General features: G+C 62.9%; 22 protein-coding genes, 1 tRNA gene and 1 pseudogene. 15 read left to right on the plus strand and 9 right to left on the minus strand.

What is annotated here, in order from left to right:
- The coding region (locus tag FEV53_RS16520; RefSeq protein WP_425465470.1) for a helix-turn-helix domain-containing protein at positions 1–236 on the minus strand (236 nt) is incomplete at its 3' end.
- 117 nt (positions 237–353) lie between these two features.
- On the opposite strand from FEV53_RS16520, the pseudogene FEV53_RS21605 reads away from it, so the two are divergent.
- Positions 354–687 (plus strand): annotated as a pseudogene (locus tag FEV53_RS21605) (hypothetical protein); the annotation flags it as partial.
- Positions 688–846: 159 nt separating this feature from the next.
- Here FEV53_RS21605 and glpK read toward each other — a convergent pair.
- A complete protein-coding gene (glpK, locus tag FEV53_RS16530) occupies positions 847–2337 on the minus strand; it encodes a glycerol kinase GlpK (RefSeq protein WP_142835881.1) in 1491 nt (496 codons plus the stop codon).
- Between the two features lie 361 nt (positions 2338–2698).
- On the opposite strand from glpK, the gene acs reads away from it, so the two are divergent.
- The 11 genes from acs (at position 2699) to FEV53_RS16585 (ending at position 16241) form a co-directional block, all read left to right on the plus strand.
- A complete protein-coding gene (acs, locus tag FEV53_RS16535) occupies positions 2699–4651 on the plus strand; it encodes an acetate--CoA ligase (protein WP_142835882.1) in 1953 nt (650 codons plus the stop codon).
- Positions 4652–4736: 85 nt separating this feature from the next.
- Positions 4737–4994, plus strand: a complete 258-nt coding sequence (locus tag FEV53_RS16540) for a DUF4212 domain-containing protein (RefSeq protein ID WP_142835883.1) — start codon at positions 4737–4739, stop codon at positions 4992–4994.
- Between the two features lie 12 nt (positions 4995–5006).
- Positions 5007–6794: a sodium:solute symporter family protein gene (locus FEV53_RS16545; protein ID WP_142835884.1), complete on the plus strand. Its 1788-nt coding sequence runs from the start codon at positions 5007–5009 to the stop codon at positions 6792–6794.
- An 87-nt stretch (positions 6795–6881) separates the two neighbouring features.
- Positions 6882–8726, plus strand: a complete 1845-nt coding sequence (locus FEV53_RS16550) for a putative nucleotidyltransferase substrate binding domain-containing protein (RefSeq protein ID WP_142835885.1) — start codon at positions 6882–6884, stop codon at positions 8724–8726.
- A 4-nt stretch (positions 8727–8730) separates the two neighbouring features.
- The gene (locus FEV53_RS16555) at positions 8731–9237 is read left to right on the plus strand and encodes a hypothetical protein (protein ID WP_142835886.1); all 507 of its coding nucleotides are present in this window, start codon (positions 8731–8733) and stop codon (positions 9235–9237) included.
- 22 nt (positions 9238–9259) lie between these two features.
- A complete protein-coding gene (locus tag FEV53_RS16560) occupies positions 9260–9646 on the plus strand; it encodes a response regulator transcription factor (RefSeq protein WP_142835887.1) in 387 nt (128 codons plus the stop codon).
- Positions 9639–11660 carry a 3'-5' exonuclease gene (locus tag FEV53_RS16565; RefSeq protein ID WP_142835888.1) on the plus strand — a complete coding sequence of 674 codons (2022 nt, stop codon included), beginning with the start codon at positions 9639–9641 and terminating at the stop codon, positions 11658–11660. Before FEV53_RS16560 ends, FEV53_RS16565 begins: the two co-directional genes overlap by 8 nt.
- A gap of 87 nt (positions 11661–11747) precedes the next feature.
- Entirely contained in the window at positions 11748–11957 is a 210-nt protein-coding gene (locus FEV53_RS16570; RefSeq protein WP_142835889.1) for a YgaP family membrane protein, read from the plus strand.
- A gap of 90 nt (positions 11958–12047) precedes the next feature.
- Positions 12048–13832 carry an ABC transporter transmembrane domain-containing protein gene (locus FEV53_RS16575; RefSeq protein ID WP_142835890.1) on the plus strand — a complete coding sequence of 595 codons (1785 nt, stop codon included), beginning with the start codon at positions 12048–12050 and terminating at the stop codon, positions 13830–13832.
- A 109-nt stretch (positions 13833–13941) separates the two neighbouring features.
- Positions 13942–15825 carry an acyl-CoA synthetase gene (locus FEV53_RS16580; protein WP_142835891.1) on the plus strand — a complete coding sequence of 628 codons (1884 nt, stop codon included), beginning with the start codon at positions 13942–13944 and terminating at the stop codon, positions 15823–15825.
- Positions 15804–16241: a hypothetical protein gene (locus FEV53_RS16585; RefSeq protein ID WP_142835892.1), complete on the plus strand. Its 438-nt coding sequence runs from the start codon at positions 15804–15806 to the stop codon at positions 16239–16241. The genes FEV53_RS16580 and FEV53_RS16585 overlap by 22 nt, the downstream gene beginning before the upstream one ends.
- A 37-nt stretch (positions 16242–16278) precedes the next feature.
- Here FEV53_RS16585 and FEV53_RS16590 read toward each other — a convergent pair.
- The 7 genes from FEV53_RS16590 to FEV53_RS16620 form a co-directional block, all read right to left on the minus strand.
- Positions 16279–16354, minus strand: a tRNA-Trp gene (locus FEV53_RS16590).
- Between the two features lie 93 nt (positions 16355–16447).
- Positions 16448–17323, minus strand: a complete 876-nt coding sequence (locus FEV53_RS16595; RefSeq protein ID WP_142835893.1) for a 3-hydroxybutyryl-CoA dehydrogenase — start codon at positions 17321–17323, stop codon at positions 16448–16450.
- 121 nt (positions 17324–17444) lie between these two features.
- Positions 17445–18371: an electron transfer flavoprotein subunit alpha/FixB family protein gene (locus tag FEV53_RS16600; protein ID WP_142835894.1), complete on the minus strand. Its 927-nt coding sequence runs from the start codon at positions 18369–18371 to the stop codon at positions 17445–17447.
- Positions 18371–19132 (minus strand): electron transfer flavoprotein subunit beta/FixA family protein, encoded by a 762-nt coding sequence (locus tag FEV53_RS16605; protein ID WP_142835895.1) that lies wholly within the window; start codon positions 19130–19132, stop codon positions 18371–18373. Before FEV53_RS16605 ends, FEV53_RS16600 begins: the two co-directional genes overlap by 1 nt.
- Positions 19133–19234: 102 nt before the next feature.
- Positions 19235–19807, minus strand: coding sequence for a cob(I)yrinic acid a,c-diamide adenosyltransferase (locus FEV53_RS16610; protein ID WP_142835896.1), 573 nt, complete (start codon positions 19805–19807; stop codon positions 19235–19237).
- Positions 19808–19809: 2 nt separating this feature from the next.
- Positions 19810–20016: a twin transmembrane helix small protein gene (locus tag FEV53_RS16615; protein WP_142835897.1), complete on the minus strand. Its 207-nt coding sequence runs from the start codon at positions 20014–20016 to the stop codon at positions 19810–19812.
- A gap of 51 nt (positions 20017–20067) precedes the next feature.
- On the minus strand, positions 20068–20589 hold the full coding sequence (locus FEV53_RS16620; protein ID WP_142835898.1) for an SH3 domain-containing protein: 522 nt from the start codon (positions 20587–20589) through the stop codon (positions 20068–20070).
- A gap of 115 nt (positions 20590–20704) precedes the next feature.
- On the opposite strand from FEV53_RS16620, the gene FEV53_RS16625 reads away from it, so the two are divergent.
- The 3 genes from FEV53_RS16625 to FEV53_RS16635 form a co-directional block, all read left to right on the plus strand.
- Positions 20705–23005, plus strand: coding sequence for a DNA topoisomerase IV subunit A (locus tag FEV53_RS16625; RefSeq protein WP_142835899.1), 2301 nt, complete (start codon positions 20705–20707; stop codon positions 23003–23005).
- Positions 23006–23020: 15 nt separating this feature from the next.
- Positions 23021–23629: a hypothetical protein gene (locus FEV53_RS16630; RefSeq protein WP_142835900.1), complete on the plus strand. Its 609-nt coding sequence runs from the start codon at positions 23021–23023 to the stop codon at positions 23627–23629.
- 102 nt (positions 23630–23731) lie between these two features.
- Positions 23732–24300, plus strand: a 569-nt coding sequence (locus tag FEV53_RS16635; RefSeq protein WP_142835727.1) for a GTP-binding protein, incomplete at its 3' end; no start/stop codon positions are given.

A 24300-nucleotide genomic window follows, 5' to 3' on the forward strand; every position in this document is an offset into this window, starting at 1 on the left:
GTATGACGCCGGAATGCGACAATCATGGCCTCCTCCGCTTCGGTGAGAACGGTCGAACGCGGCTCCCTCGGCCCAGTCTTCAAGTCCTCCACCGTCGCCCGCTTGCGCCACTTCGCGACGGTCTTGGGATTGATGCCCAGCTCCTTGCTCAGCTGCGCGAGCGAAGCTTGCGATCGCTGTATTGCAGCTCTGACAGCGTGCGTGGTCGAGGCGCTCCCGTGACGAACTTGTCCCATAATGCTTCCTTCCATTCCTGAGAAAGGATCACACCATCAAACCGTGGGATCAAACAACTAGGCCATCATAGAAAGCGGCGCCATTCCGGTCGGGCAGTCCTTAGACCAATGGCAGTCACGCCCTCGCTACCGATCCGGAAAGAGGGACGCCTGTGGAAGGACGATTGCCCGGCGGAACGCGCCCGCAAGGAAAACCTGTGCGCCACCCGCACTATGGCAGGGCGTTCTGAAGACGCTCGAAGGGCTACCATGTCCGCAGCCGGATCGAAGCGAAAATGCCCTTGCCAGCAGCACTCGGACCGGGGGCCTTACCTCTGGTTCGATCTGAAATCACTCAGTGAGCGCAACGCCGCCAAAGACCCCGACTGCCGGACCGCAAAAAATCCACATCCGCATCGCCCTTATGACCCGCCCCAACGCCCTCGGCACCACCGAGATCGTTCGCGTCGCTTGGCATGACCGGTATAAGGGCCCGTCACACCTCACGCCCAAGTCCTGCAATAACGCCTATTGAAATCAGGGGATTAGCCCCGCTGTTTCAACATTTCTGATCTCGTCTTCATCGAAATCCAGCAGAAGACAAATTGTGGCTTGCGTCAGTTTCCCAGGTTCAGGGGTAGCTCAGAGTTGCCTCGACTGCACTCTTCCAACGACCATAAAGGCGGTTACGCTCAGATTGCCCCATCTCAGGGTCAAAGGTTCGGTCGAGGCGCCACGTTTCTGCGAAACCAGCCTGATCGGGATAGACGCCCGCCTGCATCCCCGCCAGCCAGGCCACGCCCAGCGCGGTGGTCTCCAGCACTTGGGGTCGGTCGACCTTAGCACCGAGGATGTCTGAGAGAAATTGCATGGTCCAGTCGGAGGCGCTCATGCCGCCATCGACGCGCAAGGTTGCCTCGCCACCCTCGGACTGCCAGTCTTGGCGCGCTGCATCCATCAGGTCGCGGGTCTGGAAGCCAACCGATTGCAGCGCGGCCTTGCTCAGTTCCTTCGGCCCAGACCCACGGGTCAGCCCGTAGATCGCCCCACGGCATTCCGCGTTCCAGTAAGGCGCGCCGAGGCCCACGAAAGCGGGGACGAGAATGACCTCCTGCCCGGGATCGGCAGCTTCGGCCAGAGCCTGGGTCTCGGAGGCCGAGTCGATGATCCCCAGCCCGTCGCGCAGCCACTGGACAACAGCCCCGGCAATAAAGATCGACCCCTCAAGCGCATAGGTCCTCTGGCCGTTCAGCTGATAGGCCACTGTCGTCAGCAGGCGGTGCTGCGAGCGGACCGGCGTCGTCCCGGTATTCAGCAGCGCGAAACAGCCGGTGCCGTAGGTGCTCTTCATCATGCCCGGCTCAAAACACGCCTGTCCGATGGTCGCTGCCTGCTGGTCGCCAGCCACGCCCAGTATCGGGATGCCAGCACCCAGAAGGTCGGGTTCGGTCACCCCGAACTCGCCAGCGCAATCACGGACCTCGGGCAGCATGCCCATGGGAATGTCGAGCATCTCGCACATGGTCGAGGACCAACGCCCATTGAAGCTGTCATAGAGCAGCGTGCGACAGGCATTGGTCGCATCGGTTACATGGGATTTGCCGCCAGTGAGTTTCCAGATCAGAAAGCTGTCCACGGTCCCGAACAGCAACTCGCCCCGCTCAGCGCGTTCCCGCGCACCGTTGACATTGTCGAGGATCCATTTGAGCTTCGTGCCCGAGAAATACGGATCGAGCAGCAGCCCTGTTTTTTCGATGACGGTCTCCTCCGCCCCTTCGGCCTTCAGCGCTTCGCAGATATCGGCCGTACGCCGGTCCTGCCAGACAATGGCGTTGTGCACCGGCTCGCCTGTCTTCTTGTCCCAGACCACGACGGTTTCCCGCTGATTGGTGATGCCGATGGCGGTCACATCGCCTGCGCTGATCCCCGCTTTGTCCAGAGCGCCGCGGCAGACCGTCAGGGTTGTTTCCCAGAGATCGGCCGGATCATGTTCGACCCAGCCAGACTGAGGATAGTGCTGCGGGAACTCCTGCTGCGCGGTGGCGACAATCTGCATCTCGCCATCGAAAATGATCGCCCGGCTTGATGTCGTGCCCTGATCGATTGCCATCACATAGGTCATCCGGTCTCTCCCATTCTATGCACCCCCGGCGCTATGGCGCGGAAGGTGCCACATTCTCAGGTCGCGTCAAGCGAGAGCCGTCCCCATCGACGAACGGACAACCACTCAAATAGATAGTATGCCACTGCACACCGAAAGCTGTCTATTTGTCTGGACAGATTGGAAAAATGCAGGACTACGCAAAGTTGTGACAAGAGTTTTACAGATATTGCACGCGAACAGATAATTTATTTACACGATTATTCTGCATTCTCAGTTATTTCACCCACAGCTTCGCAAAGCCACGCTAGGGTCGTCTCCGAAAAGGTCCGCTCCATGCCATGGAGCCAAAGGGGCCAACGACCAGATCGGAGGACATTTCATGACAACTCATCCCGCCAACATGGTTTTCCCGCCGTCCGACGAGATTCGGGCCCATGCGAAACTGGATGCTGAGGGTTATGAACAGAAGTATGCCGCTTCGGTCGCCGATCCTGAGGCGTTCTGGGCCGAGGAAGGCAAGCGGCTCGACTGGATCAAGCCCTATAACAAGGTAAAAAACACCTCCTTCGACTATGACAATGTATCGATCAAGTGGTTCGAAGACGGCACGCTGAACGTCTCGGCCAACTGCATCGACCGCCATCTGGAGACTCGCGGCGATCAGACGGCGATCATCTGGGAACCAGATGACCCCAATGCCGAGGCCGCCCATATCACCTATCGAGATCTGCACCGCGAGGTTTCGGTCTTTGCCAATGTTCTGAAGGGACTGGGCATCGGCAAGGGCGACCGTGTGGTGCTCTATTTGCCAATGATTCCCGCGGCCGCCTATGCGATGCTGGCCTGCACCCGGATCGGCGCGATTCATTCCATCGTTTTCGCAGGCTTCTCACCCGACGCTCTGGCCGACCGGATCAACGGGTCCGAGGCCAAGCTGGTGATCTGCTCCGACGAGGCCCCGCGCGGCGGCCGCAACACGGCGCTCAAATCCAACTGTGACAAGGCGCTGGCGAAAGTCACCCATGACTGCAAGCTGTTGATGGTCGAGCGCACCGGCGGATCTGTTGACTGGACCGGGGGCCGCGATCACCGCTACTCGGATCTGGCCGCCAAAGCCTCCGTCGATTGCCCACCTGAGGAGATGAGTGCCGAGGATCCGCTGTTTATCCTCTACACCTCCGGCTCCACCGGCAAGCCGAAGGGCGTCGTGCACACCACCGGCGGCTATCTGGTCTACGCCTCGATGACGCACGAATATATCTTCGATTACCACGAGGGCGACATCTACTGGTGTACCGCCGATGTGGGCTGGGTCACCGGCCACAGCTACATCGTCTACGGCCCGCTGGCCAATGGCGCGACGACTTTGATGTTCGAGGGCGTGCCGACCTATCCCGATGCCGGGCGCTTCTGGGCGGTCTGTGCCAAGCACAAGGTTACACAATTCTACACCGCCCCTACCGCCATCCGCGCGCTGATGGGCAAGGGCACCGATCCGATCGAGCCCCATGACCTGTCGTCTTTGCGCATCCTCGGCTCGGTGGGCGAACCCATCAATCCCGAGGCCTGGCATTGGTACAACGAGAATATCGGCAAGGGCCGCTGCCCCATCGTCGACACCTGGTGGCAGACCGAGACCGGCGGGATCCTGATCTCTCCCCTGCCCGGCGCGACCACGACCAAACCCGGCTCGGCGACGAAACCCTTCTTCGGCGTTCAGCCGGTGCTGCTCGACGACAAGGGCAATATTCTCGAAGGCGCGACCGAAGGCGTTCTGGCGATCAAGGACAGCTGGCCCGGTCAGATGCGCACCGTCTGGGGCGACCATGAGCGCTTCGTCTCGACCTATTTCGAGATGTTCAAGGGCTACTACTTCTCCGGCGACGGCTGCCGCCGCGATGAGGATGGCTATTACTGGATCACAGGGCGCGTCGATGACGTGATCAACGTCTCAGGCCACCGCATGGGCACCGCCGAGGTCGAAAGCGCCCTCGTCGCCCATGACGCTGTGAGCGAGGCCGCCGTGGTCGGCTACCCCCACGACGTCAAGGGTCAGGGCATCTACTGCTACGTCACGCTGATGGAAGGCACCGAGCCCAGCGACGCGCTGCGCGCCGAGCTGCAGGCCTGGGTCCGCAACGAGATCGGGCCGATTGCCAAGCCCGATGTCATCCAGTGGGCCCCGGGCCTGCCCAAAACCCGTTCGGGCAAGATCATGCGCCGCATCCTGCGCAAGATCGCCGAGAACGAGACGGGCAGTCTCGGGGACACCTCGACCCTCGCCGATCCGTCTGTGGTCGATGACCTGATCAAGAACAGCATTCACCCCTGAGGCGTCAGGGCCGGCATCCCCGGCCCTGCCCTTCAATCTGAAAACGCAACGCAACGAAAGACCAACGGGAGGAGGACCCCCAACAATGTCAGAACGAAGCGACAAGGCCTATTGGGCCGCGAATATGAGGCTCATCAAGATCAGCCTCGTTATATGGGCGCTCGTGTCCTTTGGATTCGGCATCCTGCTGCGGCCGCTGCTCTCCGGCATCTCTGTCGGCGGCACCGATCTCGGCTTCTGGTTCGCCCAGCAAGGGTCGATCCTCACCTTCCTGGTGCTGATCTTCTTCTACGCCTGGCGGATGAACAAGCTCGACCGTGAGCATGGCGTCGACGAGCTATAAGGACCTGAACTGATGAGCCAATTTGTTATCAACTTGCTGTTTGTGGGCGGGTCCTTCGCGCTCTACATCGGCATCGCGATCTGGGCCCGTGCCGGGTCCACTTCGGAATTCTACGCCGCCGGTCGCGGCGTCCACCCCGTCACCAACGGCATGGCCACGGCGGCAGACTGGATGTCGGCGGCCTCCTTCATCTCCATGGCGGGCCTGATCGCCTTTACCGGATATGACAACTCCACCTTCCTGATGGGCTGGACCGGGGGCTACGTGCTTCTCGCACTGCTCCTCGCCCCTTACCTGCGCAAGTTCGGCAAGTTTACCGTCTCCGAGTTCATTGGCGACCGGTTCTACTCGTCCACAGCGCGCATGGTGGCGGTGGTCTGCCTGATCGTGGCCTCGGTCACCTACGTGATCGGCCAGATGACCGGCGTCGGCGTGGCCTTTGGCCGCTTCCTCGAAGTGTCCAACACCACCGGCCTGCTGATCGGTGCTGCGGTCGTCTTTGCCTACGCGGTTTTCGGCGGCATGAAGGGCGTGACCTACACGCAGGTCGCTCAGTATGTCGTGCTGATCCTCGCCTACACGATCCCGGCGATCTTCATCTCGCTGCAGCTGACCGGTAACCCGATTCCGGCGCTGGGCCTGTTCGGCGATCACGTCGCCTCCGGTGAGCCGCTGCTGACCAAGCTCGACCAGATCGTCAGTGAACTGGGCTTCAACGAGTACACGACCCATCACAGCGACACTCTTAACATGGTGCTCTTCACCCTGTCGCTGATGATCGGTACGGCTGGTCTGCCCCACGTGATCATGCGCTTCTTCACCGTACCCAAAGTGGCTGACGCCCGTTGGTCCGCTGGCTGGGCGCTGGTGTTCATCGCTCTGCTGTACCTGACCGCTCCCGCGGTGGGCGCCATGGCCCGTCTAAACATCACCGACATGATGTGGCCGAACGGCACCGATGGCGCGGCGGTCTCCGTCGAGCAGATCGAGACCGAGCCCCGTTACGACTGGATGGCCACCTGGCAGAAAACCGGTCTTCTCGGCTGGGAAGACAAGAACGGCGACGGCCTGATCCAGTACTACAACGACAAGAACGCCGACATGCAGGCGAAGGCCGAGGCCAATGGCTGGGCTGGCAATGAGCTGACCAACTTCAACCGCGACATCCTGGTGCTTGCCAACCCCGAGATCGCCAACCTGCCCAGCTGGGTCATCGGTCTGGTGGCTGCGGGTGGTCTGGCTGCGGCTCTGTCCACGGCGGCCGGTCTGCTTCTGGCCATCTCCTCGGCGGTCAGCCACGACCTGATCAAGGGTCAGCTGAACCCGAACATCTCGGAAAAGGGTGAACTGCTGTCGGCACGGATCGCCATGGCCGTCGCCATTGTGGTCGCCACCTATCTGGGTCTGAACCCGCCGGGCTTTGCGGCGCAGACTGTGGCACTGGCCTTCGGCCTCGCGGCTGCCTCGATCTTCCCGGCGCTGATGATGGGAATCTTCTCGACGAAGATTAACAACCATGGCGCTGTGGCAGGTATGCTGGCCGGTCTGACCGTGACCCTGCTCTACATCTTCCTGCACAAGGGCTGGTTCTTCATCCCCGGCACCAACAGCTTCACCGATGCGGATCCGCTGCTTGGCACCATTCAGTCGACCTCGTTCGGCGCGATCGGTGCAGCGATCAACTTCGCTGTCGCCTATCTGGTCGCCGGCATGACGAAGGAGACCCCGCAGGAGATCAAGGACCTCGTCGAGAGCGTTCGTGTTCCCCGCGGTGCGGCTGCCGCTCAGGCAGATCACTAAAATACCATCGGTCCGGGCGCGCCTGTCGCGCCCGGATCCCTTCATTTCCCGTTTGTCCCTTTTCCCCAAAGACCACGGAGCCTGACCATGACCACAGACCCGTCCGCCCTGATCGACGTGCTGTGCCAGACTGCTCCGTTCGACCAGATCCCCAGCGCCGAGCGCATGGATCTCGCCCCTCTCCTGATCCGCGTTGAAAGGGCCCCCGGTAACACTGTTTTCGAGACGGGTGAGGACCTTCAGGGGCTCTACCTGATCGAGGATGGCATGGTCGAAGTCCGCACCGACGAAGGTGACCTGATTTCCTATCGCAGTCAGGGCGAGATCATGGGCGAGCGCGGGTTGTTGCGCGACGGCCGGGCGCTCCTGTCGGTGATCGCCGTTGAGCCGACGCAGCTGATCATCCTGCCCGCTGAGCGCTTTCACACTCTGTTCCGCGACGTCCCCGCCATCGCCCAATGGTTCGCCCGGGCCGTCCCTGCCCGCGACACCTCCGACAGCAGCCGCTATGCCACCGGCCTGACCGCCTTGCTGGTCAAGGATCTGATGTCGCGCAAGGTGACCACCTGCCCACCCGGCACCAGCGTCACCGAGGCCGCCCGGCTCATGCGCGACAACCGCATCAGCGCAGTACTCGTCACCGAGGAGAAAGTGCTTTCGGGGATCATCACGGTCCACGATCTGGCAAATAAGGTGCTGGCTGAGGGGCTGGACGGTAACCGCCCGGTCAGCTCCGTCATGACACCGGATCCGATCGCCGTCTCGCCCTCGGCCACCGGGCTTGATGCGCTGATGCTGCTCTCGGAGCGGCGCATCAATCAGCTGCCGGTGCAGACCGCAAAGGGCCGGTTGCGCGGCATCATCAGCAAAAGCGACCTGATCCGCCAGCAAGCCTCCACCGCCAGTAACATGGTCTCGGAAATCGCCTCCGCCGACAGCGCCGCCGAGATGCATGAGATCATGCAGCGTCTGCCGGAGTTGCTTGCCCATCTGGTCGCCGCCTCGGCCAAGCCACAGGCCATCACCCGCCGGATCACCGACCTCACCGACGCGATCACACGTCGTCTCCTGTTCCTCGCCGAAGAGCGGATCGGTCCGCCGCCAGTCCCCTATGTCTGGGCTGCTTGCGGGTCACAGGGGCGGCGCGAGCAGACAGGCGTGTCGGATCAGGATAACTGCCTGATCATTGACGATGCGATGACGCCAGAGGATGACGCCTATTTCGCGGAACTCGCCCGGTTGGTATCGGACGGGCTGAACAACACGGGCTTTGTCTATTGCCCCGGCGATATGATGGCCACCAACCCGCGCTGGCGCCAGCCGCGCCGGGTCTGGCAGCGCTATTTTAACGACTGGATCGCCCAGCCGGACACGGAGGCGCAGATGCTCGCTTCCGTCATGTTCGATCTGCGCCCGATCAAGGGCGCTCCGGATCTGTTCGATGACCTGCACCGGTCCACCCTGGAGATGGCGCGCAAGAACTCGATCTTCGTCGCCCATATGGTGTCGAACTCGCTGAAACACGCCCCACCCCTGACGCTGTTCCGTAGCTTTGCGCTGATCCGCGGGGGCGCGCACAAGAACAAGATCGACCTCAAGATGTCCGGCATCGTTCCCATCGTGGATCTGGGTCGGATCTATGCCCTTCGGGGCGCCATCGAAGAAGTGAACACCCGCGACAGGTTGCAACGGGCCGGCGAAGCGGGGGTGATCTCCGCTTCGGGTGCGCGCGACCTGCTGGACGCTTATGACCTGATCGCTGAAATCAGGCTGCGCCATCAGGCCGCGCGCATCGCCGAAGGCCACGCCCCGGATAATTATCTGGCGCCGGACATGCTGTCCGAGCTTGAACGCAACCACCTGCGCGACGCATTTCTGGTGGTCAAGACAATGCAATCCGCGGCCGGTCAGGGTCGCGGCGTGATGGGATGACGGAATGTTTCTGGAACTGATCGCAACGATCTTTGCGGGGCTGGGCGCCGCTGGCGTGGCCATGGCGCTGAACAAATTCACTGGCGGCCGCCTGCCGCGCTGGATTGCACCGGTCGCCGCGGGTGCTGCGATGCTGGGCGTAACGATCTGGTCGGAAATGACCTGGGCCGAGCGCATCACCGACGGGCTGCCCTCGGGCGTCGTCGTGGCGCAGGAGGTCTCGGAGACGGCATTCTACCGCCCCTGGACCTATATCTGGCCCCAGACCACGCGGCTGGTCGCTGTGGATGTGGTCACGGCCAAACGCAACGAGGCCGCCCCGGAGACCCGGCTGGTGGATCTCTATCTCTTTGGCCGCTGGAAGCCGACATCGCGGGTTCCGCAGCTGATCGATTGTACCACCGGTCAGCGCGCCGATGTGACCGACGCGACGCTGGCCAACCCGCGCGCAGCGGGATGGCGGGCCATTGATGAGACGTCAGAACTGAACACACTGGTCTGCGAGGCATAGACCGGCAAACGCGGGGGGAGAGATGGGCAGTGCGAAGAAGATCCTGCTCGTGGAGGACGAAGACAATATCGCTCTCGCGCTGGAATTCCTGATCCGCCGTCAGGGCTTCGACCTCGACCGGGTGGCAACCGGCACCGATGCTGTCACAGCGCTTGAGAGGGACTGCCCCGATCTGGTGTTGCTGGATGTGATGTTGCCGGGCGTGTCAGGCTACGAGATCCTTCAGATGATCCGCGGGACCGACCGCCTCCGCCATATCAAGGTGCTGATGATGAGCGCCTCGGGCGGCGAGATCGCCCGGCGCAAGGGGCTGGCGATGGGGGCGGACGCCTATCTGACCAAACCTTTCGAGACCAGCCATCTTACTGCGCAGATTTGCGATTTACTGGGGACCCCCGCCCATGGCTGAAAAACGCGACACATTGCGGCTTCGCTTTGCCGCGTTCTTCGCCGCGCTGGCCGTCGGGGGCACGGCACTGATCGCCATCGGTCTCTGGCTGGGCTGGCGCCGCACCGGTGGCCCGGCCGAGGGGTATGTCATCGCCGGGCTCATCGGTGGATTCGGCCTCATGGGCCTGACCGCGTGGATCGGCCTATTGTTTGACGAGAATGTTGCCAAACCGATCCTGCGTATCTCCGCCGATCTGCACACCCGCGCCACCTCTGCCGTGGGCGCTGCCATCGACCCAACCCGGGCACGCCATCTCGGCAGTCTGGGTCCGGCGTCACAGGCAATCCACGACGCGCTGGAAGAGACGCGGACCTCCCTCGAAACCGCGCTCGAAGAGAAAATGGCGCTGACCCTCCGGGACAAGGCCGTGTTCGAGACGCTGCTCCGCGAGCTCGCCGGCGCTGTGGTGGTGATCTCCGATGACGGACGAATCCTCCTGTACAACCGCGCCGCCACCGCGCTGCTTGGCCCCATCGGACTCGACCGGCCGCTGGCGCGGTTCCTGCGCATGGAGCCGCTCCTGACCGCTACGGCGGATCTGAAAAACGGGCCCACGGCAGAACCAGTCAGCTTTCTCACCACCTCCATCGGGGGCAATCTGGTGCTGAACGGAGCGGTCTCGGACATCTGGCAGGATGGCGAGCGGCTGGGCCATGTGGTCCTGTTCCGGGACACCACTGAAGACCTGCGCACCCACGGGAAACTGGATCGTCTGCTCGACGAGACTCTCGAAGCGGCGCGCCGCTCCACATCCGCAATGGCTGCCATCGTCAATGTCTTGCAGGATGTCCCCGATATCGCGCCCGAAGAGCGCACACGGTTCGACGAAGGCTTGAGCACCGAGCTGGCCCAGCTCACCCGCCAGATCGAGGCCAGCGAAGAGGAGGAAAAAACCATCACGGCCCGCCATTGGCCCCTCCGGGATGTGGCTTTGCAGCAGATCATGGAAGCCGTAGCCATGCGGGTCGCCGTGCCGGTATCCCTGACCGAGACGGACGGCACGGCGTGCTGCGACGGGTTCGCTGTGACAGAGATCCTGACCCGGATTGCAAACGAGCTGGGAGACGCAGAGCGAACCGGGCTGGGCTTGTCGGCAACGCGCGAGGCCGGGGACGACGTCCGGCTGGAGCTCAGCTGGTCCGGCCCCGCGCTGCCCATGGCCGAGCTCGACCGATGGCTGGATGAGCGGCTGGCCCCGGCCTATGGTGAGCACACCGCCCGCGATGCCCTCCGCGCCCACCGCACTGACATTTGGGTGACATCGGAGGACGGCATGTCCCGCGTGGTCCTGCCCTTGCCCCGCCGAGAGGCCAGCGCCGCACTACGATCCCGGGACGTGCCGGATTTCTATGATTTCACGCTGAAGGCCCCACGGGATCAGGCGCTTGGGGGACAGTATCTCAGCGCGCTCTCCTACGTGGTCTTTGACACAGAGACCACCGGCCTCGATCCGCAAAGGGACGAAATCATCCAGCTCGCTGGCGCCCGTGTTCTCGGCCAAAGGCTGCTCCGGGGGGAGGAGTTCGATCAGCTGGTGAACCCTGGTCGCCCGATCCCACCAAGCTCAACCGAAATCCATGGCATCACGCCCGAGATGGTCGCAAACGCGCCTGAATTGGGTTCGGCGCTGGCGGGATTTGCCGAATTCACCGAAGACTCCGTCCTCGTAGCCCATCATGCGGCCTTCGACCTTGCCTTTCTCACCCGCGCCAAGGCGCAGGGTTTGCCCGCCATCGACCGACCCACCCTGTGCACAGCGCGCCTGTCTTCGAAACTTTTCCCCCATTCCGACGATCATACTCTCGATACGCTGGCGCGGCGGCTCGGAGTGACGATCCCCGAAGAGGTCCGGCATACTGCGCTGGGCGATTCGATTGCGACGGCGGAAGTCTTCCTGAAGCTCGTGCCGCTCCTCGAGGCCCGAAGCATTTTTACCCTGAATGACGCGCTTGAATGGCAGGGGTTACGCTAAGGAATGTGACGTGTGGGTGATAATGTCACCGACGCCGACGGTCTGACGTGCCATGCTGATCCCGTCGACATAAAGAGGATTTGAGACATGACCACCAATATGGGCAAATTTGACCGGATCGGACGTCTCGTCATTGCTGCCGTGCTGCTTTATCTGGCCTTCGGCACGGCTGTTCTGGGTGCTGGGCTGTTGCACTGGCTGGCGATCATCGTTGCGCTCGTTTTCATTGTAACATCGCTGGTCGGCAACTGCCCGCTGTACTCCGTGGTCGGCATCCGCACCTGCGGACGCAACTGAACCGCGACAGCACGGCGCTGCCTGCCCCCTTGCCCTCAGGCGCCGGACAGGGAACAAGGTGACGCAACATAGATGACCCGCAGGTAGCCCGTGCCCCCAAAGACCCAGACCGAAGACCGAGCCAAATCCCGCAAGATCGGCGCTCTCGCGGCCCTGTGGCCCTTCCTGTCGCGCTATAAGCTCCTGCTCTTCGGCGCGCTGACGGCGTTGTGCCTGACGGCGGCTGTCTCATTGATCCTGCCCATCGCGGTGCGGCGGGTGGTGGACGGGTTCGAAACCTCTGCGGCGGAGCTTCTGGACCAGTACTTCCTCGCCTTCCTCGCCATCGCAGCGCTCATGGCGCTTGGTACGGGGCTGCGCTACTACCTCGTGACGCGCCTTGGTGAACGGGTCGTGGCCGACATCCGCAAAGCGGTGTTCGACCGGGTCATCACCCTGTCGCCGCGCTTTTTTGAAAATCTCCTGACTGGCGAGGTGCTGAGCCGGATCACCACGGACACGACCGTGATCCTCTCGGTGGTGGGCTCGTCCATCTCCATCGCGCTCCGCAACACGTTGATTTTGATCGGCGGCATGATCCTGCTGGTCTACACCTCTCCGAAACTGTCCTTGCTGGTGCTGGGCCTCGTGCCCCTCGTCGTGGTGCCCATCGTGGTTCTGGGTCGTCGGTTGCGCAAGCTCAGCCGCGAGAACCAGGACTGGATCGCCGCGTCCTCGGGCAACGCCTCCGAGGCGCTTCTCTCCGTACAGACTGTGCAGGCCTACACCAACGAAGGCCGCGCCCAGTCGCTGTTTGCCGGCGTGACCGAGAAATCCTTCGACGCTGCCCGTCGGCGCATCATGGTGCGCGCTGTGATGACCGTTCTGGTCATCATGCTGGTCTTTGTGGGCATTGTCGGCGTGCTCTGGGTCGGCGCACGGGATGTGCGCGGCGAGGCAATGAGCGTCGGCGAGCTGGTACAGTTTGTCATCTATGCGGTGATGGTCGCGGGCTCCGTCGGCGCCCTCAGCGAGATCTGGGGCGAGCTACAACGCGCTGCCGGTGCCACCGAACGTCTGGTGGAACTCCTCACCGCCGAGGATAGCATCCTCGACCCGACCGATCCCAAGACCCTCACCGCCCCCAAGGGCGCCGTGCGGTTCGAGGATGTGTCCTTTGCCTACCCGGCCCGTCCGGGCATCGCCGCGCTCGATCATGTGACACTGGATATCAAGCCCGGTGAGACCGTGGCACTGGTTGGCCCCTCGGGCGCGGGTAAAACAACGGTGATCCAATTGCTGCTGCGCTTTTACGATCCGAACGCGGGGCAGATCACCCTTGATGGGGTCGCGCTGTCGGAAATGAACCGGAGCGATTTCCGTCGTCACATCGCGCTGGTTCCGCAAGACCCTGTGATCTTCGCCGCCACGGCGCGCGAAAACATCCTCTTTGGTCGCCCCGATGCCAGCGACGCCGAGGTCGAGGCTGCCGCACGCGCCGCCGCCGCCCATGACTTCCTCACCGCACTGCCCGAAGGCTACGACACTCAGGTGGGCGAACGCGGTGTGATGCTCTCCGGCGGACAGAAGCAGCGCATCGCCATCGCCCGCGCCATTCTGCGCGACGCGCCGATCCTGCTGCTGGACGAGGCCACCTCGGCGCTCGATGCCGAGAGCGAGCATCTGGTGCAACGCGCCGTGGATGAGCTGACCGAGGGCCGCACCAGTATCGTGGTCGCGCACCGTCTCGCCACGGTGAAACGCGCCGACCGCATCGTTGTTCTGGATGGAGGCCGGATCGTAGCGCAGGGCACCCATGGCGAGCTGGTGGCCGAAGGCGGGCTCTACGCGCGCCTCGCACGGCTCCAATTCACCGCCGATATCGCCGCAGAATAAAGGTGACTTGAGGGAACGCGCCCTTGCGCTTTGTTCTGTCGTCACGTCAAACTTGACCCAAACTGCAAGACGGATGCCAACATCCGCACGCTCTACGGGAGGGACAAGGATGACTTTTGCGAATATTGACGATCTGAAGCGGATTGAGGCGGTGGGCCCGTGGGAAAGCCGCGACCTGCCAAAAACCATCTGGCAGATGCTGGGCCAGACAGCTGCGGCCCATGGGCAGCACCCGGCCATGACCTTTCAGCTCCTGTCCGACGTGGACGCGCCGAAGGAAACACTAAGCTGGTCCGAGCTTCAGGCGCAGGTCGCCCAGACCGCCAACCTGTTCCGCTCCCTCGGCGTGGGACCTGAGGATAAGGTCGCCTTCCTGCTGCCGAATTGCTCCGAGGTGAACGTGGTCTACCTCGCGGGGATGGTTGCCGGGGTCGTGAACCCGATCAACCCGCTGCTGGAGCCCGGCCAGATCTCGGCCATTCTGCGTGAGACCGAGGCCAAGGTGCTGGTCACCCTACGCGCCTTCCCCAAGACCGATCTGGCTCAGAAAGCCGCCGAAGCGGTGAAGGACGCGCCGAACGTCAAGCACGTTCTGGAGGTCGATCTGCATCGCTATCTGACCGGCCTGAAGAAACTTATCGTGCCGCTGATCCGCCCCAAGGTCAGCGTGACCCACCATGCGAAGGTGCAGGATTTCAACAAAGCCCGCGCCGCTCAGCCCACCACGCTGACCTTTGAGGATGACCCCACCGACCGGATCTGCACCAATTTCCATTCCGGCGGCACCACCGGCATGCCGAAGGTCGCCCAGCACAAAGTCTCTGGCATCATCTACAATGCCTGGCTGGGTAAGGAACTGCTCTTCACCGAAGACGACACCATCATGTGTCCGCTGCCCATGTTCCACGTCATGGCCGCAGTGGTCATCATGGGGGCCGCGCTGAGCTCGGGCGCGCAGGTCGTCTTTCCCACGCCGCAGGGCTATCGCGGTGACGGCGTCTTCGATAATTTCTGGAAGCTTTGCGAGCACCACAAAGCCACATATCTGACCACCGTCCCCACCGCCATCGCCGCGCTCATGCAGCGGCCCATTAATGCGGATCTGAGCCGCCTGCGCGCTGCTTTCTGCGGCTCGGCTCCTCTGCCGGTGGAACTCTATAAGAAGTTCGAGAGCGCGGCCGGTGTGAACATCTGCGAGGGCTATGGGCTGACGGAGGCCACCTGCCTCGTGTCCATCAACCCTCCCGAGGGCGAAAAGAAGATCGGCTCCATCGGCCTGCCCTTCCCCTACACCGACGTGAAGATCATGCGCGAGACCGCCGAAGGCCCGCAGGAATGTGCCACCGACGAAGTGGGCGAGATCTGTGTCTCGAACCCCGGCATCTATGTGGGGAACACCTATGCGGACGCCTCGAAAAACGTTGATCTCTACTATGGCGGCTATCTGCGCACCGGCGATCTGGGGCGCGTGGACAGTGACGGCTATGTCTGGATCACCGGTCGGGCCAAAGATCTGATCATCCGCGGCGGTCACAATATCGACCCTGCCGAGATCGAAAATGCGCTGGCGGGACACGAAGCGGTCGCCATGGCGGGCGCGATCGGCCAGCCGGACTCCCACGCGGGCGAGCTGCCCTGCGCTTATGTCGAGCTTGTCGAGGGTGCGAAGGTCACGCCAGAAGATCTGCTGGCCTATGCCAAAGAGCATATCCACGAGCGCGCCGCATGGCCGCGTCAGATCGAAATCCTGAACGAGCTGCCGAAAACGGCCGTAGGCAAGGTCTTCAAGCCAGACCTGCGCCGCATGGCGATCACGCGGATCTATAACGCAGAGCTCGCCGAGGCCGGTGTGGCCGCTCAGGTGGCCGAAGTCATCGAGGACAAGCGCCGCGGCCTCGTCGCGCGGCTGGAAAAGACCGGCACGGTAGAGGACAGCGCCGTAGACGCGGTACTCGGAGCGCATACCCGCCCATGGGAGTGGCAGCAAAGCTGACCGATATGTTCTCGCCGCTCATCATCCTCGTGGGCGCGGCGCTGGGCGTCGGAACACTCTGGTTTGCGACGAAACTGGGAATGACCGGGGAGCGCAGCTTCTTCCCGGTCGTCCTCATCTCTATCGCGTCGTTCTACATCGTTTTTGCATTCGAGACGGCCGATCCCGGGACGATTCTCCTGAATATCGGTTTCGCCGCTCTCTTCGTTCTGGCCGCCAGTTGGGGCTATCGGCACGGGCTGATCCTCTGTGCTGCGGGGCTGGGCGGGCACGCGGTGTTCGACATGGTCTACCACGCGACGTCACATTCCCCGGCGCCGGACTGGTGGGCGAGCGTCTGTCTGTCCTTCGATGCGATCTACGCGATCTGGCTCGTGGCTTTACTGCGCCGACAAGGCACAGACACAGCGGTCTGAACCGCATCACCACAATAAATTTTGGGAAGGTCCGGCCTGGCAGGGGCAGAGGGACTCGAACCCCCGACCCTCGGTTTTGGAGACCGATGCTCTACCAACTGAGCTATACCCCTAGGCCGCATTCCGGGTATCCCTGAGAGCCGGGAGGGTCAAGGGCCAAGGCGCGAATTTCCGTCAGGAAATGCGCCCTCTCCGGCAGACTGAGATCAGCGCGTAGGCACCGGCTCTTCGCCCCGGTAATCGTAGAATCCCCGGCCCGTCTTTCGCCCCAGCCAGCCCGCCTCAACGTATTTCGTCAGCAGCGGACAGGGGCGGTATTTCGTATCCGCCAGCCCGTCATGGAGCACATTCATGATCGCCAGACAGGTATCGAGACCGATGAAATCGGCCAGCTCCAGCGGCCCCATGGGGTGGTTGGTGCCGAGCCGCATGGCCTTGTCGATGGAGCGGACGTTTCCGACGCCCTCATAGAGCACGTAAACGGCTTCGTTGATCATCGGCATCAGGATGCGGTTGACGATAAAGGCCGGGAAATCCTCGGCAATGGCCGCAGTTTTTTCCAACCGGTCCACGACCGCCATACACGCAGCAAAGGTCTCATCATCCGTCGCAATGCCCCGGATCAGCTCGACGAGCTGCATCACCGGCACCGGGTTCATGAAATGGAACCCCATGAACTTCTCAGGCCGGTCGGTTTTCGAAGCCAACCGGGTGATGGAGATAGACGAGGTGTTCGAGGTCAGGATTGTATCCGGCTTCAGCGCGGGCACCAGCTCGGCAAAGATCGCGTCCTTGATCGCTTCGCGCTCGGTGGCGGCCTCGATCACCAGATCGGTCTGCCCCAAATCCGTCAGCGTGCCAGTCGAAGAGATCCGCCCCATGGCGGCGTCCTTGTCGGCGGCGGCAATCTTCTCCCGCGAGACCTGCCGGTCCATGTTCTTCGAGATGCCGTCCAGCGCCCGGGCCAGCGCGTCCTCGCTGATATCGGTCATCACCACGTCGTAACCCGCCAAAGCGCAGACATGGGCAATTCCGCTGCCCATCTGACCTGCGCCGATCACACCGACCGAATTGATTTTCATGGGATCGCCTCTTCGCTCTTCCGGGACATGCGAGTCCTAACAGAGCCGGGTGGGGACCGGAAAGGTAAAACGCGCGACAGGAGCTCCTGCCGCGCGCTTTATGGTCGTAATTCCGATGAGCTCAGAGCTTGTCGGTCAGTTCCGGCACTGCCTGGAACAGGTCGGCGACGAGGCCGTAATCTGCGACCTGGAAGATCGGGGCTTCCTCGTCCTTGTTGATCGCCACAATGACTTTCGAGTCCTTCATCCCCGCGAGGTGCTGGATCGCACCGGAGATGCCGACCGCCACGTAGAGATCCGGCGCGACGACCTTACCGGTCTGGCCCACCTGCCAATCGTTCGGAGCATAGCCCGAGTCAACGGCAGCACGGGACGCACCGATGGCGGCGCCCAGTTTATCAGCGAGGCCTTCGATCAGTTTGAAGTCCTCCTCGGACCCCACGCCACGGCCGCCGGAGACGACGATTCCGGCGGAAGTCAGCTCGGGGCGGTCGCTCTCGGCCACATGGTCGGCGACCCACTCGGACAGGCCCGGAGCGTCGGCGGCGGAGATGTTTTCCACAGGGGCAGAATTGCCAGACCCGGCGGCGTCGAAGGTCGAGACGCGGATGGTCATGACCTTGGTCGCATCTTTGGACTTCACCGTCTGGATCGCGTTGCCTGCGTAGATCGGACGCTCGAACGTATCGGCATCCACAACGCCCGACACATCGGTCAGGATCATCACGTCGAGCAGAGCGGCCACGCGGGGCAGGATGTTTTTCGCATCCGTGGTCGCCGGAGCCGCAATATGGCTGTAATCGCCCGCGAGCGAGACGATCAGCGCTGCGGTGGGTTCGGCCAGACGGTGGCTGTAGAGCGCATCCTCGGCGCAGAGCACCTTGGCCACACCGTCGATTTTTGCGGCCTCGGCGGCGGCGTCAGACGCCTGACCACCGGCACAGAGCACCGTCACGTCGCCCAGCGATTTCACTGCGGTCACAGCTTTTCCGGTCGCATCCGCGTTCAGGACACCATCGGTCACTTCGGCAAGAAGAAGGACAGCCATCAGATCACCCCCGCTTCGTTTTTCAACTTATCCACAAGTTCTTCCACAGACCCGACCATGATGCCGGCCTGACGCTCGGCGGGCTCGGAGGTCTTCACGATCTCAAGGCGCGGCGCCACGTCAACGCCATAGTCGGCGGGGGTCTTCTCATCGAGAGGCTTCTTCTTCGCCTTCATGATGTTCGGCAGCGAGGCATAGCGCGGCTCGTTCAGGCGCAGATCCACCGAAATCACGGCGGGCATCTTCACCTTGATCGACTGCATGCCACCATCGACCTCACGCTTGACCACGGCGCTGTCGCCTTCAATGGCTACTTCGGACGCAAAGGTGGCCTGCGACCAACCCAGCAGAGCCGAGAGCATCTGGCCGGTGGCATTCATGTCGTTGTCGATGGCCTGCTTACCACAGAGCACCAGACCCGGCTGCTCTTCGTCGATCACGGCCTTCAGCAGCTTGGCAACCGCGAGGGGCTCGATATCGTTATGCACGTCGTCGGCAGCGGTGATCAGAATCGCCCGGTCAGCCCCCATGGCCAGCGCGGTGCGGAGCGTCTCCTGCGACTGCTTCACGCCTATGGAGACCACGACGATCTCTTCGACAGCGCCCTTCTCTTTGAGCCGGATGGCCTCTTCGACGGCAATCTCGTCGAACGGGTTCATAGACATCTTGACGTTGGCAAGATCGACGCCGGTTCCATCACCCTTCACGCGGACCTTAACATTGTAGTCAATCACGCGTTTGACGGGGACCAATACTTTCATCTGGTGCACCTCCTCGGTCAGTTCACGAAAGAGGTAGCCCGCTCACCCGGGGCTTAACAGGCCAAAAACGGCATTTTCTGGCAGAATGACGTTCCGTTTTCGCTACCGATTGGCGCCGGGCGTCCAGAGAACATCGGCGCGGCCATCGTCATTCGCCGTTCGCGCAGCGCAGAAGCACCAGTCGCTGAGGCGGTTGAGGTAAACGATAGCAGCCTGATTGATCAGCTCGCTCGACGCCAGTTCCTGCACCCGCCGCTCGGCGCGACGGGCCACGGTGCGGCAAATATGGAGTTGCGCAGCCAACGCCGATCCCCCGGGCAGGACAAATGAGCGCAGGGTCTCAAGCCGGGCGTTCATATCGTCGATTTCGACCTCCAGCCGGTCGGTCTGGGACGGCATCATCCGCAGCGGCGGGTATTCGGCTTCGAGGTCCTTTTCGATATCCGGGTTGCAGAGGTCGGCTCCCAGATCGAAAAGATCGTTCTGAATCAGGCCGATCTGCTCGGCCAGCTCGCCCACGGCATGGAGACGCGCGACGCCAAAGGTCGCGTTCAGCTCATCCACGGTGCCATACGCTTCGACCCGCAGATCGTGCTTGGGCACGCGGGTGCCATTGCCCAGTGCCGTCTCACCGCCGTCGCCGGTGCGGGTATAGATTTTTGACAGAACAACCATTCTCAGCCTCCCATGCGCCGGACGGCGACGAAGAGCAACACCAGCACAATTGCCAGCGCCTGCGCGTAGATCCGCCAGCGCATGTACTTATTGGATCGCTTCGCGGCGGCCTCGCCGGGCTTGCCGAATCCGGAGATGCCCAACAACAGGATCACCGCGACGGCGCCCACTGCGATAGCCGCAACAACAAAAAGGGGATCGGATAGCATGAGGGCTCCTTCCGTCATCAGTGCGGGTCTCAGCGCCCGCTCCCGGCACCCTTACTGCGCCGCGTCTAGGAATTCCGCAAAGATCCACGCCACGCGCCCGGACGATTCGACGCGGATGCGCGCCCAGCCACTATCAGCGCGCTCCAGGATTTCCACCCGGTCGCCAAAGACCACCTGATCGACCACCTCATTCGCGGTGGACGGCCCCGACCGCATGTTCACCCGTGCGGAGTTCACCGTCGCCGCGTTGCGCGACGGTGTCTCAGCCGGAGCAGCCACAGGTTCCGGCGCCGCAACCGGCTCAGGCGCGGCGACGGTTTCGGGAACAGGTTCAGTCGCAGGTTCAACGGGGTCTGCGACCTCTGGCTCCGGGTCCGCAGCAACCTCCGGCTCCGCCGCTGCGTCAGCACTGTCGCCATTCAGCGGCGTCAGCTCTTGCAGCTCTTCGGTTTGACCTGCGGGCTCGGTCACCTGCTCGCGATCCGTCCGGGATGCGACAGTCTCCGGGGGATCGCCCGCAACAACAAAGGTCACAGCAATCGCGACCAGCAAGATCAGAGTGAGCCGAATCATGTCTTCCCCCGGATGAACTCGGTCCCGTGCATAATCCGATCTTGTGCGGACGGCCAAGGCAGTCCCTGCGACTTTTGCCCTTTCCGCGCGGATTCCCACCGGCTATCTCCGGACTATGACGGACGATACAGACGGACCCGAGCACACCGAGGCGCTGAGCCGCGCCATTGGTGATCGCTACCTGACCTACGCGCTCTCGACGATCATGCATCGGGCGCTACCCGACGCACGCGATGGGCTAAAGCCCGTTCACCGCCGGATTCTCTTTGCCATGCGGGAGCTTCGGCTGGGCTCGAACGGGGGCTTCCGCAAATCGGCGAAGATCTCCGGCGACGTGATGGGCAACTATCACCCCCACGGAGATGCGGCGATTTACGACGCCATGGCGCGCCTCGCGCAGGATTTCACGATTCGCTACCCGCTGGTCGATGGTCAGGGCAATTTCGGCAATATTGACGGCGATAATCCCGCTGCCAGCCGGTACACCGAGGCCCGCATGACCACCGCCGCCGAGGCGCTCCTCGCCGGACTCGACGAAGACGCGGTAGATTTTCGCCCGAATTATGATGGCACGCTGGAGGAACCGATCGTTCTCCCCGCGGCCTTCCCGAACCTGCTGGCCAATGGCTCCTCCGGGATCGCGGTCGGCATGGCCACCAATATTCCACCGCACAATATTGTCGAACTGGTGGATGCCTGTCAGCATCTGATCAAAACGCCCGACGTCCGCGACGACACACTCCTGAACTATGTCAAAGGCCCTGATTTCCCCACCGGCGGGGTGATCGTCGAGAGCCCTGAGAACATTGCCGAAGCCTACCGCACCGGGCGCGGCGGCTTCCGGCTGAGGGCGAAGTGGGAGACCGAGGATCTGGGCCGGGGCCAATGGCAGATCATCGTCACCGAAATCCCCTATCAGGTGCAGAAATCGAAGCTGGTCGAACGCATCGCCGATCTGATCCAGACCAAGAAGGTTCCGATTCTCGCCGATGTGCGCGACGAAAGTGCAGACGACATCCGGCTGGTGCTGGAGCCGCGCACGCGCACTGTGGATCCGCAGGTGCTCATGGGGCTGTTGTTCAAGAACTCGGATCTTGAAACCCGGTTCGCGCTGAACATGAACGTGCTGATCGATGGCCGCACGCCCAAGGTCTGCTCGCTCAAGGAAGTTTTGCGCGCTTTCCTCGACCACCGCCGCGAGGTGCTCCTGCGCCGCAAGCGCTACCGGCTGGGCAAGATCGACCACCGGCTGGAGGTGCTTGAAGGCTTTATCGTCGCCTTCCTCCATCTCGACCGGGTGATCGAAATCATCCGCTATGACGCCGACCCGAAACAGGCGCTGATCCACCAGGACTGGCAACAGGTCCCGCCGCGCGCCGAGGATGAGGCCAGCTACGTCTCTCCCCTGCCCGCCACCGGCGAGGGCGATCTGTCCGATGTGCAGGCCGAGGCAATCCTCAACATGCGCCTGCGCGCGCTCCGTCGTCTCGAAGAGATGGAGCTGCGCCGGGAACGGGACGCGTTGCTGGAGGAACGCGCAGGGATCGAGGACCTGCTGGCCTCCGACCAGATCCAGTGGGACACGATCAGTGCCGAGCTGAAAGAGACCAAGCGCCAGTTCGGCAAGGATCACCCGCGCGGTCAGCGCCTGACCGATTTCGCCGAGGCCACCGCCGTCGAGGATGTGCCGATCGAAGCCATGATCGACCGCGAGCCGGTCACCGTGGTCTGCTCCCAGATGGGCTGGATCCGGGCGATGAAGGGTCACATCGATCTGGGGCAGGAACTGAAATACAAGGATGGCGACGGCCCCGGTTTCGTCTTCCACGCGGAGACCACCGACCGGCTGTTCCTCGCCGCCTCCACGGGTCGGCTCTACACCATTCCGGTTGCCAGCCTGCCCGGCGGGCGCGGCATGGGCGAGCCCCTGCGGCTGATGATCGATCTGCCCAATGAGGCCGAGATCACCACTTTGCGCATCCATCGTCCGGGTGGGCGCCTTCTGGTGGTCTCCTCTGCCGGGGACGGATTTATCCTGTCCGAAGACGAAGCTCTGGCCCAAACCCGCGCGGGCAAGCAGGTGTTGAACGTCAAAGCTCCCACCGTCCTGCGCGTCGTGCGCCCGGTCGAGGGCGATCACGTGGCCGCCGTGGGCGAGAACCGCAAGCTGCTGGTTTTCCCCATCGACGATTTGCCCGAGATGACCCGGGGCAAGGGCGTCCGCCTGCAACGTTATAAGGATGGCGGGCTTTCGGACGCGATCACCTTCACGCTGGCAAACGGGCTGAGCTGGCCCGATCCGGCAGGGCGCATCCGAACCGTCAGCGCCGCCGATCTGGCCGAGTGGATGGCGAAACGCGCCGCCGCCGGTCGCATGGCGCCGCGCGGCTTCCCCCGCGATAACCGCTTCCCCTGACCCGGAGGTCTTCCGATGCTGCGTCTCCTGTCCGTTCTCGTTGTCGCCCTGACCCTCGCGGCCTGTGGCGGGACACCTGTCACCGAGACACCCGAGCCGCTGGGCGACTTCCGTCTCGGATTTAACATCGTGCAGACCGGCGGCATGGAGAAAGGCCCGTTTTCCCGTGAACTGCCCGACGAAACCATCCGTCTCGCGGTGCGGGACGCGGTCGAGGCACGGCTGGGGCGCTATGATGGGGACGGGCTCTACGATATCGGCATCGCCATCGGAGGCTACGTCCTCGCACAGCCCGGCCTGCCCGTGGTCTACACGCCGAAATCAGCCATCGTTCTGGAGGTGAATGTCTACGAAAACGCCACTCAGACCCGGCTGAACCCTGAGACCAAGCGGATCATCGCCATGGAAGAGGCGAAAAACTACACCCCGCTCATTGGTTCAGGCCTTGTGCGGGACGGCAATGCCCAACTCCAGAGCCTCTCGCGGTCGGCGGCGGTGCAGATTGAAAACTGGCTCCGCAGCAACCCCGGCTGGTTCACCCCCCGCCCCGGCCGCACCCGTGCCGAGATCAGCCGGGACGAGCTGCGCCAGCGGGGCGAGGCCGCGATTCGCAAGGGCAACTGAGGCTTGCACTTTGCCCGCGCGACGGATACTCAGCGCGCGTTCTTGAACCGGGCGCGACGCGACCCCTGAGACGCCACCCAGACGAAGAGGGCTGAGACCACCATGGCGAAGGCAAAGTTTGAACGTACCAAACCGCACGTGAACATCGGGACGATCGGTCACGTTGACCACGGCAAGACCACTCTGACGGCTGCGATCACCAAGTATTTCGGTGACTTCCGCGCCTATGACCAGATCGACGGCGCGCCCGAAGAGAAGGCCCGCGGCATCACCATCTCCACCGCCCACGTGGAGTATGAGACCGACGCGCGTCACTACGCCCACGTCGACTGCCCCGGCCACGCCGACTACGTGAAGAACATGATCACCGGAGCCGCCCAGATGGACGGCGCGATCCTCGTGGTGAACGCGGCTGACGGCCCCATGCCCCAGACCCGCGAGCACATCCTGCTCGGCCGTCAGGTCGGCATCCCGGCCATGGTCGTGTACATGAACAAGGTCGACCAGGTGGATGACGAGGAGCTCCTCGAGCTCGTCGAGATGGAAATCCGCGAGCTGCTGTCGTCCTACGAGTACCCGGGCGACGACATCCCGGTGGTTCCGGGTTCCGCCCTGGCCGCCATGGAAGGCCGTGACGCCAACATCGGCGAAGAGTCCATCCGCAAGCTGAT

The organism is Palleronia caenipelagi (assembly GCF_007004065.1).
GTDB lineage: Bacteria > Pseudomonadota > Alphaproteobacteria > Rhodobacterales > Rhodobacteraceae > Palleronia > Palleronia caenipelagi.

Bases quoted from the DNA above. Each gene is read 5' to 3' on its own strand.
- FEV53_RS16630 (WP_142835900.1), top strand. From the start codon at position 23,021: ATGCTGCGTCTCCTGTCCGTTCTCGTTGTCGCCCTGACCCTCGCGGCC.
- FEV53_RS16615 (WP_142835897.1), bottom strand. From the start codon at position 20,016: ATGCTATCCGATCCCCTTTTTGTTGTTGCGGCTATCGCAGTGGGCGCC.
- FEV53_RS16600 (WP_142835894.1), bottom strand. From the start codon at position 18,371: ATGGCTGTCCTTCTTCTTGCCGAAGTGACCGATGGTGTCCTGAACGCG.
- FEV53_RS16620 (WP_142835898.1), bottom strand. From the start codon at position 20,589: ATGATTCGGCTCACTCTGATCTTGCTGGTCGCGATTGCTGTGACCTTT.
- FEV53_RS16580 (WP_142835891.1), top strand. From the start codon at position 13,942: ATGACTTTTGCGAATATTGACGATCTGAAGCGGATTGAGGCGGTGGGC.
- FEV53_RS16550 (WP_142835885.1), top strand. From the start codon at position 6,882: ATGACCACAGACCCGTCCGCCCTGATCGACGTGCTGTGCCAGACTGCT.
- FEV53_RS16540 (WP_142835883.1), top strand. From the start codon at position 4,737: ATGTCAGAACGAAGCGACAAGGCCTATTGGGCCGCGAATATGAGGCTC.
- FEV53_RS16610 (WP_142835896.1), bottom strand. From the start codon at position 19,807: ATGGTTGTTCTGTCAAAAATCTATACCCGCACCGGCGACGGCGGTGAG.
- FEV53_RS16570 (WP_142835889.1), top strand. From the start codon at position 11,748: ATGACCACCAATATGGGCAAATTTGACCGGATCGGACGTCTCGTCATT.
- acs (WP_142835882.1), top strand. From the start codon at position 2,699: ATGACAACTCATCCCGCCAACATGGTTTTCCCGCCGTCCGACGAGATT.
- FEV53_RS16545 (WP_142835884.1), top strand. From the start codon at position 5,007: ATGAGCCAATTTGTTATCAACTTGCTGTTTGTGGGCGGGTCCTTCGCG.
- glpK (WP_142835881.1), bottom strand. From the start codon at position 2,337: ATGACCTATGTGATGGCAATCGATCAGGGCACGACATCAAGCCGGGCG.
- FEV53_RS16625 (WP_142835899.1), top strand. From the start codon at position 20,705: ATGACGGACGATACAGACGGACCCGAGCACACCGAGGCGCTGAGCCGC.
- FEV53_RS16605 (WP_142835895.1), bottom strand. From the start codon at position 19,132: ATGAAAGTATTGGTCCCCGTCAAACGCGTGATTGACTACAATGTTAAG.
- FEV53_RS16565 (WP_142835888.1), top strand. From the start codon at position 9,639: ATGGCTGAAAAACGCGACACATTGCGGCTTCGCTTTGCCGCGTTCTTC.
- FEV53_RS16555 (WP_142835886.1), top strand. From the start codon at position 8,731: ATGTTTCTGGAACTGATCGCAACGATCTTTGCGGGGCTGGGCGCCGCT.
- FEV53_RS16585 (WP_142835892.1), top strand. From the start codon at position 15,804: ATGGGAGTGGCAGCAAAGCTGACCGATATGTTCTCGCCGCTCATCATC.
- FEV53_RS16595 (WP_142835893.1), bottom strand. From the start codon at position 17,323: ATGAAAATCAATTCGGTCGGTGTGATCGGCGCAGGTCAGATGGGCAGC.
- FEV53_RS16560 (WP_142835887.1), top strand. From the start codon at position 9,260: ATGGGCAGTGCGAAGAAGATCCTGCTCGTGGAGGACGAAGACAATATC.